This is a genomic window from Nitrosomonas sp. ANs5 (assembly GCF_050584665.1).
GTDB lineage: Bacteria > Pseudomonadota > Gammaproteobacteria > Burkholderiales > Nitrosomonadaceae > Nitrosomonas.
On the sequence record NZ_JBEUDO010000068.1, the window covers coordinates 1 to 12,875 of the forward strand.

At 55.7% G+C, this 12,875-nt stretch carries 12 protein-coding genes; 11 read left to right on the forward strand and 1 reads right to left on the reverse strand.

What is annotated here, in order from left to right; all coding sequences use genetic code 11:
* A partial coding sequence (locus ABTW62_RS12425; protein WP_430904894.1) for a DUF3387 domain-containing protein occupies positions 1 to 733 on the forward strand: 733 nt, incomplete at its 5' end.
* 299 nt (positions 734 to 1,032) lie between these two features.
* Here the strand turns inward: ABTW62_RS12425 and ABTW62_RS12430 are convergent.
* Positions 1,033 to 1,674 carry a transposase gene (locus tag ABTW62_RS12430; RefSeq protein ID WP_430904895.1) on the reverse strand — a complete coding sequence of 214 codons (642 nt, stop codon included), beginning with the start codon at positions 1,672 to 1,674 and terminating at the stop codon, positions 1,033 to 1,035.
* A 232-nt stretch (positions 1,675 to 1,906) separates the two neighbouring features.
* Here ABTW62_RS12430 and ABTW62_RS12435 point away from each other — a divergent pair, with 232 nt between their 5' ends.
* From ABTW62_RS12435 to ABTW62_RS12480, 10 genes are all read left to right on the forward strand, one after another.
* Positions 1,907 to 2,209: a type II toxin-antitoxin system HigB family toxin gene (locus ABTW62_RS12435; protein WP_090415397.1), complete on the forward strand. Its 303-nt coding sequence runs from the start codon at positions 1,907 to 1,909 to the stop codon at positions 2,207 to 2,209.
* 8 nt (positions 2,210 to 2,217) lie between these two features.
* On the forward strand, positions 2,218 to 2,598 hold the full coding sequence (locus tag ABTW62_RS12440; RefSeq protein ID WP_090415400.1) for a helix-turn-helix domain-containing protein: 381 nt from the start codon (positions 2,218 to 2,220) through the stop codon (positions 2,596 to 2,598).
* Between the two features lie 624 nt (positions 2,599 to 3,222).
* Positions 3,223 to 5,082, forward strand: a complete 1,860-nt coding sequence (locus ABTW62_RS12445) for an alpha-amylase family glycosyl hydrolase (RefSeq protein ID WP_430904896.1) — start codon at positions 3,223 to 3,225, stop codon at positions 5,080 to 5,082.
* A gap of 142 nt (positions 5,083 to 5,224) precedes the next feature.
* Positions 5,225 to 6,610, forward strand: coding sequence for a V-type ATP synthase subunit B (locus ABTW62_RS12450; protein WP_430904897.1), 1,386 nt, complete (start codon positions 5,225 to 5,227; stop codon positions 6,608 to 6,610).
* A gap of 3 nt (positions 6,611 to 6,613) precedes the next feature.
* Positions 6,614 to 7,213: a V-type ATP synthase subunit D gene (locus ABTW62_RS12455; protein ID WP_430904898.1), complete on the forward strand. Its 600-nt coding sequence runs from the start codon at positions 6,614 to 6,616 to the stop codon at positions 7,211 to 7,213.
* A 62-nt stretch (positions 7,214 to 7,275) separates the two neighbouring features.
* The gene (locus tag ABTW62_RS12460; RefSeq protein WP_430904899.1) at positions 7,276 to 9,078 is read left to right on the forward strand and encodes a V-type ATP synthase subunit I; all 1,803 of its coding nucleotides are present in this window, start codon (positions 7,276 to 7,278) and stop codon (positions 9,076 to 9,078) included.
* A complete protein-coding gene (locus ABTW62_RS12465) occupies positions 9,071 to 9,517 on the forward strand; it encodes an ATP synthase subunit C (protein WP_090415413.1) in 447 nt (148 codons plus the stop codon). Before ABTW62_RS12460 ends, ABTW62_RS12465 begins: the two co-directional genes overlap by 8 nt.
* A gap of 15 nt (positions 9,518 to 9,532) precedes the next feature.
* Complete coding sequence (locus tag ABTW62_RS12470; RefSeq protein ID WP_218132829.1) at positions 9,533 to 10,231, forward strand: hypothetical protein; 699 nt, start codon at positions 9,533 to 9,535, stop codon at positions 10,229 to 10,231.
* On the forward strand, positions 10,228 to 10,929 hold the full coding sequence (locus tag ABTW62_RS12475) for a hypothetical protein (protein ID WP_430904900.1): 702 nt from the start codon (positions 10,228 to 10,230) through the stop codon (positions 10,927 to 10,929). Before ABTW62_RS12470 ends, ABTW62_RS12475 begins: the two co-directional genes overlap by 4 nt.
* A gap of 9 nt (positions 10,930 to 10,938) precedes the next feature.
* Positions 10,939 to 12,744, forward strand: coding sequence for a V-type ATP synthase subunit A (locus tag ABTW62_RS12480; protein WP_430904901.1), 1,806 nt, complete (start codon positions 10,939 to 10,941; stop codon positions 12,742 to 12,744).
* Positions 12,745 to 12,875: the final 131 nt, after the last annotated feature.

Here is a 12,875-nt window from a genome sequence, read left to right on the forward strand (position 1 = left end):
CTTGGCGGTGCGCTCCATCGTCTTCAAGCTGACCAAGGAGCTGGCCCCCGACACCGCGCAGATGAACGCCAGGGTACGCGAGATGATCACCGAGGCCCTGCAAAGCGACGGGGTGGAGGAGATCCTGCGCATGGGCGAGGATCAGGCCGACCACATCGACATCTTCGATGACGACTACCTGGCCAAGATCGAGAAGATCAAACTGCCCAATACCAAGATCAAGCTGCTGCAACAGCTACTGGCCAAGGCCATCGACGACTTCAAGAAGGTCAACAAAAACCGGGGGATCGACTTTGCCGAGCGCTTCAAGTCTCTGGTGGACAAGTACAACGAGCGCAAGGAAGACGACGTGCTGGTCAGCAACGTGCTGGAAGACTTCACCGTGGAGATCATCGACCTGATCCACGCCCTCAAGCAGGAACAGGACTCCTTTGCCGACCTGGGGATCGACCTGGAAGAAAAGGCCTTTTACGACATCCTCAAGGGCCTGGCGCAGAAGTACGATTTCACCTATCCGGAAGACAAGCTCCTGGTACTGGCCAAGGCCGTGAAAGATGTGGTGGACGACAAGGCCAAATACACCGACTGGAGCCAGCGCGATGACATCAAAGCCGAGCTCAAGGTGGATCTGATCCTGCTATTGGGCAAGCACGGCTACCCGCCAGTGGATAGGGATGAGGTATACAAGGAGATCTTCGAGCAGGCGGAGAATTTCAAGAAGTACCGGAGGTGAGAGAATTGCTGCCAAATAACCGGCATGTCAGTGCAGCCTAGTCTTTGAAAGTGGGGATGTATTCACAGGCTCATGAATGCGTATAGGAAAAATAAACCACCTTTTTCATAAGTCTTGAATGTACTGAAAGATGGCTCAATTGTCAAACACTGTGATAATCGATCGAAAAATGACTATATTCCGGTTCAGTTAAAACGAAAAGTCAAAGATTTTGCCGCATTTTAGCGCTTTAGGCGAAAGACGCCCATGGGGAAAGGTCAGCGCAGTCAGGAAGTGAACTGAAAAAGATGAGACTGGGATCAGGTTGGCCCGAAAGGATCAAAGATTTGCGCAGGTGCTTTGGGTGGCGCTCGGGAGGATAAGCCAAGATGGTCAAGAATTTTAGTGATCACGCTGGACTCCAGGATGGCGGCAATGATTTTCATTTTTCCGTCACACTGCGGGCAGTGTTCGATATCGATATCGAATACCCGCTTGAGCAAACGCACCCAACTGATGCGTACCGAGGCTGGAAAAGGTGGCGCATCGTCAGCCGTATCGGATACATTGCTTTTGCTTTTCTTGCCGCCAGGAATGATTTCGCTGCGCAGTTTGGCGTTCGGCGCAAGTACGCCATGGAATCGAATGAGGTTAAGCCTTGGCCGGGGAACCAACGCGGCCAGTCGTTGCATGAACTCCAGTGGCGACAGGACGATGTGGGTCGTACCATCCCGATAAGGCGTTTTCAGCGTTAACACCACTTGCCCTTCTTTATTGCGCGCCAGCCTTTCATCGGCAATCGCGGGCCGGGCGATATAGCGGCACAGGCGTTCCAGCTTGCCACGCTGGTTCATGGCGCAACGTACCCCGGCATGCAGGCTGAAGCCGTGTGCATTGGCACAGCATGCATCAACAGACTGCGGTATTGCGCTTTGTGCAGGAGCAGTTCTCAACGTCAGCACTTTTTGTCCTGCCCGGGGGCCAAGTGCAATCCGATAGGTACAGGCTGCCGATTGTAAAGGCGCCAAGTGACAAGGGGATTGTACATATTACCCGGGTTAACGCGCCAGCACTCGACCCTACTGATGAGGGAGGGCAGGCGCAGGCCTGTTCTCTACTCTACCCTTTTAAAAAGCAAAGCGTTCCCGCGTCCTTGAGGTTGTATAAGTCCCTATATGGGACTATAATGCAGTCATGCGCATTATCGCTCTATCAACGCTGAGAAAATTCTGGGAAAGCTCGTCTTCCTGTGCGGATTCCATCGAGCCAGGAATGGCTTGGTATCGAGAGACCCTGAAGGCTGATTGGTCCACTCCCAATGATGTAAAAGCTCAATTTTCCAGCGCCAGTATTCTGCGAGATGGCCGCGTCGTTTTTAACATCGCCGGGAACAAGTATCGCCTGGTGGTATGGATCAACTACGCCTACCGTGTCGTGTACATCCGATTCATCGGGACTCACACGCAGTATGACGAAATTGATGCTCAGACAATTTGAGGTGATCTATGGAAATTCGTCCCATCAAAACCGAAGCTGACTACGAGGCAACCCTCAAGGAAATTGAAGGCCTCATGTCCGCTGCGGCTGACTCGCCCGAAGGGGATCGGCTGGATGTGCTCGTAACGCTGGTGGAGGCCTACGAACGGGATCACTATCCAATGGATTTCCCAGATCCGGTAGAGGCCATCAAGTTCCGAATGGAGCAGCAGGGTCTTACCGTTGAAGACCTTGTTCCGGTCATTGGCCGCAAGAATCGGGTCTATGAAATCTTGGCTCGGAAACGGCCTCTGACACTCCGCATGATCGAAGGGCTGCACGAGACATTCGCGATCCCAGCAGAAAGCCTGTTGAAGCACCGTTCTCACCGTGGTCGTCATGTTGCGTAGTGCCGGAGAGTTGGCGGCTAATCGGGTAGCTGAGGGTATCTAACCCTCAGACCGGGTCATCGGTGGCAGTCACCCGCCACCGATTCCCACAGAACGTAGCGTGCGGATTTCCCGCAGCACGACGGGGCCAAGTCTATAATGATGAACTCTCATCCTCGCAAATAACAACCCAATCATTACACTTATTTTGTTTCGCGACCCATAGGTACCCAGACTCAACAACAGTCGCTTTCTCATCTGCCAAGTACGCATCCCAAAGAGCTCTCGTGCCACCTTGATCACAAACACTGAACAACAGGGGGCGCGTACCCTGATGTGTGTTGGCTCAGCTTTGAAAAGCGCAATCCGGATGCCGGGGGTTTTAACGCACGCCGAAGGCAACACAGAAGCAATTGGTTATTTTTAATAAGCTTGACGGTGGGTGATAAATATGATTTTCACCTTGCCAAGTATTGCTATACTTTTGCCATACCCACCTGCACCGAGCGGGCGGATCAGTCCGGGCTGGATGAGCGGTTTTTTTCGATTGTGAGCAGTCAAAACCCAGGCTGTTCGCCACAAATGTCCGGCTGCTGAGAACCGAATGGTGTAGAGATTTCAATCCGACTGCCCAGGAGGTTCCCCATGATCGACCTCAACCAGCTTGGTGCCCATACCGACCTCAGTGGCCGGCTGCGGCTTGCGATTCTGCTGCCCCATATCACACCCGACAAAGGCTACCGGCTATTTGCCGACATCATCCACAGCATCGATCAGTTTGATCCGGATGTGCCCGCCAGCATTGCTGAACTCAGCTTTGCAGGTGGCGGCTACGGACTGTGGCAGTTCGATGGCGAGCTGACCGCCTTGACACGGCATGGCCACTTTGGCGAGAGCGGTCGTTATGTCTACCGTTACCGGCTGGAGCGCCATGGTCAGATCCGCGTGCCTTGGTTTGCCGATCCGTACGCGACATTGAGCTGCGTGGGTACCTTGAGCGCTTTCGATCTCCCCCCGGGACCCTCTTCAAGCTGGACTGATGCCGATTTCCGGGTGCCGGCCATTGATGACCTGATCGCTTATGAGCTGATGGTGGATGACTTTGCCAACGACTTTGATGGTGTCATCGATCGCCTGCCTTATCTCAAAGGGCTGGGTATCAATTGCATTGAGCTGATGCCGGTCACGAACGTGCCCGAGCCCTATCGCTGGGGATACATGCCGCTCAGTTACTTTGCCATTGAAGAGCGTTACGGTGGCGGTGCGCGTCTGGCTGCGCTGGTGGATGCTTGTCACGCCGAAGGCATCGCAGTAATCCACGATGCCGTCTATGCCCATATGCATGAAGAGTTCTGCTATCGCAAGGTGTATGCGGCTACCGGTGAGTACAATCCTATGATTGGTCCCTTCGCTGAAACTATGTTCGGCATCGGAACCGATTTTCATAAACCCCTGGCATACGATTACTTTGCTGCCGTCAACCGCTATTTCATCGAGACTTTGCATCTGGATGGTTTCCGCTATGACTATGTGCCCGGCATTTACGATGGTCCCAATGGCGTCGGGTATGCGCGGCTGGTCTACGACACTTATCAGGCCAGCAAGTCAATGCCTCGTTTCCAGCGTCCCGGTGGCCACAGCGGCATCATTCAGGCCGCGGAGTATCTGGACCGGCCCAAGGCGGTTTTGCGCGAGACGTACACGACCGCCAGCAAACGCTGGTGGCCGATGCTGAAGGCTCAGGCCATGGTCCGGGCCGAACCCGGTCCGGTTCCTGAAGGGTTGATTCACGATTTGCTCCTGATTGATTCGGCCGATCCCTGGCCTGTGCAATACAGTCATCCAGTCAACGGCGATACCTTCCCGGTGGCCGCCTTGCAATTTGTCGAATCGCATGACAAGAGCCGGCTCATGTACTTGCTGAGTGGCGAGCACAGTCCCTGGCACGGCGGTTTTGACCTGTTCGACCGCGATCGCAGTCACTGGTACCGGCTGCAACCGTTTGCCATTGCGCTCATGACCGCGGTGGGCGTACCGCTGTTGTGGCAGGGTCAGGAATTCGGTGAGATTTACGGGAAGCATGACGACGGCGGTTCCCGAGTGCTGGCTGCCCGGCCGCTACACTGGAATTTTTTCTATGAGACGGGCGGTCGAACTCTGACCAATCTCTATCGCCGTCTGGGTCGGTTGCGCCACCACTATCAATGTTTGCGCAGCCGCCAATCCTGGTATTACCCTGACCGTTCCGACTTGGGGCGTGGCCTGGTCGCCTATCTTCGCAGTCCGGATGACCCGGCCTTGCCGGCAGCGATGGTGCTGATCAATTTTGGCGCTGTGGCAGGCACGCTCCAGGTGCCGTTCCCATATCCTGGCCGCTGGCTTGACTGTCTGCATGGCGCTTCCGAGCAGGACGCCTGGCCACTCGATCTCGCGGCCCATGCCACCGATGTTGCCGTGACCATCCCCTCCAACTATGGAAGAATACTGATCGGCGAACGCGATTAGTCGAATTTTTCGGCGCCATGAAAGGGTATCGATAACTGCCGGACCGGTGGGATCTTTCGGTACAGCGTGGTATCCAGGCTTGCATAATCATGCCCAAGCATGAAGAATAGTAAACAAAAACCAACCAAGCGAGCCCATAATTATGACCCAAACCTTGATTCGCTCTTCCCGGGTGCTGGAGATAATCGGAGATATCATGCGTATTCGTCTGGGAGCGATCGAAGGCGTGCGTACGGGATTGGCCCGCTTTGGCGATCTGGCGGCGGTGCGGAATATCGATGGGCGGCGCTCGCTGGCCCAGGTGATCGGGCTGGATCGCGATGTGGTGACCCTGCAGGTCTTTTCCGGCACCAAAGGGCTTTCCACCCAGGCTTCGGTGCATTTTCTGGGGCATCCCATGCAGGCGGTCTATTCGCCTAATATCCTTGGGAGAGTGTTCGGTGGGGCAGGTGAGCCGCTCGATGGCGGGCCGGATCTTTCCGCCGACCCGCATATCGAGATCGGTGGCCCTTCGGTCAATCCGATGCGCCGCTTGCTAGCCTCGCGCATGATCCGTACCGATGTGCCGATGATCGATTTGTTTAATTGCCTGGTGGAGAGCCAGAAAATTCCGATATTTTCGGTCGCCGGCGAGCCTTATAACAGCTTTCTAGCCCGCGTCGGGATTCAGGCAGACGCGGATGTCGTGGTCTTCGGCGGCATGGGGCTGATCTTCGATGACTATCACCTGTTTCGCACCGCGTTTGAGGATGCGGGGGTGTTTGGCCGCACGGTTATGTTTGTCAATCAGGCTTCTGATCCGGTCGTCGAGCGCCTGCTGGTGCCTGATATGGCGCTGGCGGTGGCAGAACGGTTTGCGGTCGAGGAGAGCAAACGGGTGCTGGTGCTGCTGACCGATATGACCGCTTTCGCCGATGCCATGAAGGAAGTGGGCGTGGCGATGGATCAAGTGCCCTCCAATCGCGGCTATATGGGCGATCTCTACTCCCAATTGGCACGGCGCTATGAGAAGGCCTGCGATTTCAAGGGCGCTGGCTCGGTGACCATTCTTTCGGTCACTACCATGCCCAGCGGTGACGTCACCCACCCGGTGCCGGACAATACCGGCTATATTACCGAGGGTCAGTTTTATCTGCATCATGGCGTATTGGATCCATTCGGCTCATTGTCACGTCTCAAGCAGCATGTGATCGGCAAAGTCACCCGTGATGATCACGCGCAAATTATGAACACCATGATCCGCTTCTATTCCGAGGCCTGTGATGCGCGCCAAAAACAGGCCATGGCATTTGAGTTGTCAGCACACGATCATCGTCTATTGAAATTCGGTGAGCGGTTCCGGGAACGTTTTATGAAAATTGAGGTATCGATGACACTCGAAAAAGCTTTGGATCTCAGCTGGCAAACCCTTGCCGAATGCTTCGAGCCAGAGCAATTGTTGATGAAGCAGGCATTGATCGACAAATATTATCCACGTAACGATCAGGCTGTTAAAGCGTCAACCCAGGCTGATAAAGTACAGGGATAGCCTGTGGCTCGTCTTGCCCTGAGTAAAGCTTCGCTACACAAAGAGGCGCGCCAGCTCACGATCTATCAGCGCTTCTTGCCATCATTGGATCTCAAGCGCAAACAACTGATCGCTGAACGCAGCAAGGCGCGGCAGGCGCTGCATGAAACACAAGCACGCCTGACTGCATTGCAGCACATCGTGGGTAGCGAATTGCCAATGCTGGCCGATTATGAGGTGGGGCTGGAAGAGCTGGTGACCATACAGCGCACGGAGTTAGCCGAGGAAAACCTGCTGGGCACGCGCCTGCCGGTATTGCGCGCCGTACAGATCACCCGGCGCGCTTATTCTTTTCTGATCCGGCCGCACTGGGTGGATCAGGTACAAACACTCATGACTGAGGCGCTAACGTTGCGTGTGCGCATACAGGTGCAGCAGGAACGCCTGCACCGCCTGGATAAGGCCGTGCAAAAAATCACCCAGCGGGTCAATCTGTTTGACAAGGTTCTGATTCCGCGTACCCGCGAGAATATCCGAAAGATCGGCATCTTTCTGGCTGACGGGGAGCGTGCCGCAGTGGTGCGCGCCAAGCTCGCCAAGTCACGGCATCTTGATCGTGGCTAGCATGGGCCGGCCGTATTTGTGATCGTTTTGTTGTTGAAAACCAGCTAAATGGGCTCTAATCAATGAGTATCGTCAAACTATTGCGTATCACCCTATGTGGCATGGTGGCGGAGAAACGAACGGTGCTTGATCGTCTGCAGCATCTTGGCTGTCTGCACCTGAATCCGCTGCGGACCGGCGAGCCGGGTAGCGAGACAGCCAGCAACCGCCCCGAAGCGGCTTACCGTGCGCTACGTTATTTGGGCGATGCACCGGTCAAGCGATTGCAGGTACGCAAGGATCCAGACTTCGATATGGATAAAGTGGTGGCTGAAGTGGAGGAAAATCGCCTGGCACTGATTGCCGCCCAGCATCGCCAGGAAGAGCTAGAGGTGCATATCCGGCTGCAAGCGCCCTGGGGAGATTTCAAACCGCCCAAGGCGGATGAAATAGGGGGGTACAAGCTTTGGTATTATCTGGTGCCTATCTATCAGATAGACCGGATTTCGAAGGATCTGGTCTACGAGATTGTGCAACGTGATAACCGCTATGCCTATGTGGTGGTTATCGGTAAACAGCCACCCGCCGCGGGGCAGATGCCGGTGCCGCGCAGCGCGGTGGGGCACCGTTCGCTTTCCAGCCTGCATCACTTGCTGGAACGCAATAGCCAGCATATCGAGGAACTGAACTTCGAACGCCACAGCCTGACCCGCTGGATTTTTCTGATGAGCCAGCATTTGGCTCGTGCCGAAGATCAATCAGCATTGCGGCATGCGGCCGATACCAGTCTGGAAGAAGATTGCTTGTTTGTGGTCCAGGGCTGGGTTGCGGTACCTCGTCTGGCCGCGATTCAGACTTTTGCCGACCAAAATCATCTGGCGCTGCTGACTGAGGAGCCTACATACGAAGATCGTCCTCCAACCTTGCTCAGCAATCCCCAGGCTTTGTCCGGTGGGGAGGAGTTGGTAAGTTTCTTTCAGACACCGGGCTATCGTGACTGGGATCCTTCACGTGTCTTGTTTCTTTCCTTCGCATTGTTTTTTGCGATGATCATGGCCGATGCAGGCTACGCCATGCTGCTGGGGGTGGGTTTACTGGCCGGTTGGCGTCGTCTCGGCCGCAGTCATGGGGGACGAAGGTTACGTCATCTCGTCGGCGCTACCTTGGGAATGGCCATTGGCTATGGAGTGCTGGTAGGCAGCTATTTTGGGTTGACTCCTGCTGAGGGCAGTCTGCTGTCGGAAATGCACCGGCTGGATATCAACGATACTGACATGATGATAACGATCGCGGTAATAATCGGGGTACTACACCTCATGCTCGCCAATGGCCTCAAAGCAGTCTATCACTGGGGCCATCACAGCGCGCTGGTAGCGGTAGGCTGGAATATCATTCTGTTGGGTGGAGCATTGCTGGGATCGGTAAAAGCCGAAGTATTGCCCGTATCGCTGGATGCAGCCGGTTGGTCAGGCATGGTCATAGGCGCGCTAATAGTGGTTTTTTATGGGAGCAGCCGACCGGTACATACGCTGAAAGATATGCTGCTGCGTTTGCTGGGTGGCCTTTATGTCTTCACTAACATTACCAAGGTCTTCGGCGATGTGCTCAGCTACATGCGTCTGTTTGCACTGGGCCTGGCCAGCGCTTCGTTGGCATTGACGTTTAATCAGCTCTCAAATCAAGTGATGGAGGCGATGCCGGGATTGGGCGTGCTGCTGGGAATCCTGATATTGCTGCTTGGCCATACCCTCAACTTGGCCCTGGCGATCATGAGCGGTGTCGTGCATGGCCTGCGTCTCAATTTTATCGAGTTCTACAACTGGGGCCTGTCGGATGAGGGCTACCCTTTCCGCGCGTTTGAGAAAAAGGAGATTCAACATGAATGAATGGGTGCTGATATTGGGGTGGCTGGGTCTGTATGCGCCCATGGCCCTGGGTGCGGTCGGGAGCATCATCGGTTGCGCGATAGCCGGACAGGCCGCCATCGGGGCGATGATGGAGACCGAAGGGGGGCATGGCAAGTACCTCAGTGTCTCGGCCATGCCTTCTTCGCAGATCATCTACGGCATCGTGGTGATGTTTACACTCAATCGCGAGCTGAACGGGGCCAATGCGGCGGGGATTTTTGGGATTGGATTATTGGCCGGGGTCGCGCTGCTGGTCAGTGCGGTCTATCAGGGACGCTCCTGTGCCGCCGCGATCAATGCCGCCAAGGCCAAGCCCGAGATTTTTGGCTTATCCCTGGCACCGGCCGCGATTGTCGAAGGCTTCGCCGTGTTTGCCTTCATCTTTGCGCTGGTGATCAGTGCGGGTATTCCAGATTGATCAGGAGGACGTGCGATGGCAAACCATAATGCGGGGATGGCAGGCAAGGTGTCGTCAGGTGTCGAGCAACTCATCACCCGCTTGCGAGAAGAAGGCGTGCAGCAGGGACGCGAGGAGGCGCAACGTATCGTCGAGGATGCCGAACGCCGTGCCACCTGGTTGACGAATCAGGCGCGCGCGCAGGCTGAGGAAATGTTGATCAAGGCGAGGGACGAGGCGGAACGGCTGCGTCGTTCCGGTGAAGAAGCCTTGCAGATTGCTGCGCGCGATGCGGTGCTGAATATGAAGGGATTTCTCGGTGAGCGTTTTGCGATTGAAGTGCGGCGCCTGATTGGCGAGCAACTGCGCGATGAGGCGCTGTTGCGCGAGATGATCCTGACCATCGCCGGACGCGTACGCGAAGACATGGGGCTAGATCAGGTCGAGCAAATCGAAGTGTTGTTGCCACGCGATGTGATCGGTTTGGATGAATTGCGCCGTCATCCTGAAACGCTCAAGGAAGGCAGTCTGAGTCACTTCGTGCTGGCGATCGCGCAATCGTTGCTGCGCGAGGGTGTGACTTTCAATCATACGCCCGTGGATCAGCGTGGCATCACGCTGCGCCTGACCGGGCAAGACCTGGAAGTGGAACTGACGGATGAGGCGATTGCCAGGCTGTTGCTGGCCCACCTTCAGCCACGTTTCCGCGCTTTGCTGGAAGGAATCGTACGGTGATCACAGGGGATGCCACCCGTTATACGCTCTTGCTGAGCAGCCTTCCGTACTTGCCGCCACCGTTGAGTCAGCAGCGTTTTATTCCGCCCACCCGGATTCAGATCGGCAAGGCGCTGGCATTGCTGAGCGAAGAAGATGCGCAGCGCATGCAGCGTATCCATGCCGTGATTCACTGGAGCCACTTACCGTTGGAGCGCGATGACGCGACCATGATTGACCAAGTGAATAAACTCATGGCAGGTGAGAAAAGTTTATTTCTACGCGAGTTGATGCTGGACCGGCTGGAACTGCGCACGCTGATCGCCGCGCTGCGCCGCCGTGAACTGGACAGGAAGCCCCAACCCGGTGAACCCTGGGCGATCAGCCGATACACTGGGCATATTCTCGCCAATTGGCACGATCCGGCTTTCGGGCTTGGCCATCTGTTCGGCTGGCTGAATGAAGCAGCGCGCTTGTTGCATCAAGGCGATAGTCTGGCGCTCGATCGCCTGTTGATGCGTGAATCCTGGCGGCGCCTGCAACGCGTGGATGATCGCCATGATTTTGGCTTCGATGCAGTGGTATTGTATATGATGCGCTGGAATATTCTCGACCGGTTCAGTCGCCAGCATGAAGGCATTGCGGTCAGTCGCTTTGAATCGATGGTGAACGATGCGCTCGCCGATCATAAGCTTGTTTTCGAATCAGCAGGAGCCTAGTTAACAAACATGTCCAAGGTTGTGGTGACCAGTATTTTAGGGGATATCGTCGGCATCGAAGCCTTGCTTGAACAGGGCGAGCATGCCCCGCTGATGAAGAATGAAGTAGTCTATTTATGTCCCGCCAGTGGCGAGCGGCTGGAAGCCGAATTGCTCAAGGTGCGAGGCAATCAGGCCACCGTACAGGTATTTGAAGACACCCGCGGCCTGGCAGTGGGCGATACGGTTGAACTGACGGGCGAGATGCTTTCGGTGGAGCTGGGGCCGGGCTTGCTGGCCCAAGTCTATGATGGTCTGCAAAATCCGCTGGCGGCAGTGGCCGATCGCTATGGTACTTTTCTGCCACGCGGCGCTGAGGTCGATGGCCTGGACCGCCGCCGGAAATGGTCTTTTGTGCCGGTGATTGATGCTGGGGTGAGGTTGCGTGCCGGCCAGACTTTGGGAACAGTGCAGGAAGGCAGTTTTACCCACCGCATCATGATTCCTTTCGATCAGCGAGGCGAAATCGAGGTGACCTGGATCCAGCAAGGCAATTTCACCGTGGATACGCCAGTTGCGCGTATCCGCGACGAACAGGGCAGAGAGCGTGCCGTGACGATGTTGCAACGCTGGCCGGTGCGCCGCCCGATTCCCGGATATCTGCTACGCAATCGCCTGTCGCAGCGCTGCTATCCCGAGCAGCCGTTGATTACCACCCTGCGTTTGATCGATACCTTTTTCCCCATCGCCCTGGGTGGCACAGCCTGCATTCCCGGTCCCTTCGGCGCGGGTAAAACAGTCTTGCAGAATTTGATCAGCCGTTACTCGGCGGTGGATGTGGTGATCGTGGTCGCTTGCGGGGAGCGTGCTGGTGAGGTCGTCGAGACCATACATGAATTTCCCAAGCTGATCGACCCCAAGACAGGCGGTTCGCTGATGGACCGCACGGTAATTGTCTGCAACACTTCCTCGATGCCGGTGGCTGCCCGCGAAGCTTCGATTTATACCGGCATTACCCTGGGAGAGTATTACCGGCAAATGGGTTATCACGTCATGCTGATCGCCGATTCCACTTCGCGCTGGGCGCAGGCAATGCGCGAGACTTCCGGCCGGATGGAGGAAATTCCAGGCGAAGAAGCTTTTCCCGCCTATCTGGATTCGGCCATCCGCAGCGTTTACGAGCGCGCCGGCGTGATCCGCAACAGCGACGGCAGTGAGGGCAGCCTGACGATCATCGGTACGGTTTCACCCGCTGGCGGGAATTTCGAGGAGCCCGTCACCCAGTCCACGCTGGCTACAGTCAAGGCCTTTCTTGGCTTGTCCGCCGACCGTGCCTACAAACGTTTTTATCCTTCTGTGGATCCATTGCTTTCCTGGTCACGCTATCTCAACCAACTGCGCAATTGGTACGAGCAGCAAATCGCACCTGGCTGGGTTGCACGCGTCGAACATATGCTGGCGTTGTTGCGCAAGGGAGACGAAGTGCTGCAAATGATGCAAGTGACCGGGGAGGAGGGCATTACGCTGGAAGACTATTACACCTATCAGAAGGCCTTGTTTCTCGATATGGTCTACTTGCAACAAGATGCTTTTGATCCGGTCGACGTTTCGGTGCCACTGGCGCGGCAACGCAAATGTTTCGACCTGATCTGCACCATTGTCGACAAAGAATACGAAATGGCCGACAAGCAGGAGGTGCGGGATTTCTTTACGCGGCTGACCAGTCTGTTCAAAAACCTCAACTACGCCCGTGAGGATTCTCCTGACTACCTGCATTACTGGGAAGAGATTTTCAAGCTGGCGGATGTGTTGCGACAAAATCATGCTGAAAGGTAATCGTCCACGCCCTGTGACCCGGGGGAAGCGATACAGGTCGGATGAATCCTCGCGCACCACGATCTCGTCACAAGATTCTTCCTTCAACAAGGGATCGGTGGTCATGGCATCCATGCAGGAGGCCAACAGGC

Coding starts and splice junctions, on each gene's coding strand:
- ABTW62_RS12435 (WP_090415397.1), top strand. CDS start 1,907: ATGCGCATTATCGCTCTATCAACGCTGAGAAAATTCTGGGAAAGCTCG.
- ABTW62_RS12480 (WP_430904901.1), top strand. CDS start 10,939: ATGTCCAAGGTTGTGGTGACCAGTATTTTAGGGGATATCGTCGGCATC.
- ABTW62_RS12460 (WP_430904899.1), top strand. CDS start 7,276: ATGAGTATCGTCAAACTATTGCGTATCACCCTATGTGGCATGGTGGCG.
- ABTW62_RS12450 (WP_430904897.1), top strand. CDS start 5,225: ATGACCCAAACCTTGATTCGCTCTTCCCGGGTGCTGGAGATAATCGGA.
- ABTW62_RS12470 (WP_218132829.1), top strand. CDS start 9,533: ATGGCAAACCATAATGCGGGGATGGCAGGCAAGGTGTCGTCAGGTGTC.
- ABTW62_RS12445 (WP_430904896.1), top strand. CDS start 3,223: ATGATCGACCTCAACCAGCTTGGTGCCCATACCGACCTCAGTGGCCGG.
- ABTW62_RS12440 (WP_090415400.1), top strand. CDS start 2,218: ATGGAAATTCGTCCCATCAAAACCGAAGCTGACTACGAGGCAACCCTC.
- ABTW62_RS12465 (WP_090415413.1), top strand. CDS start 9,071: ATGAATGAATGGGTGCTGATATTGGGGTGGCTGGGTCTGTATGCGCCC.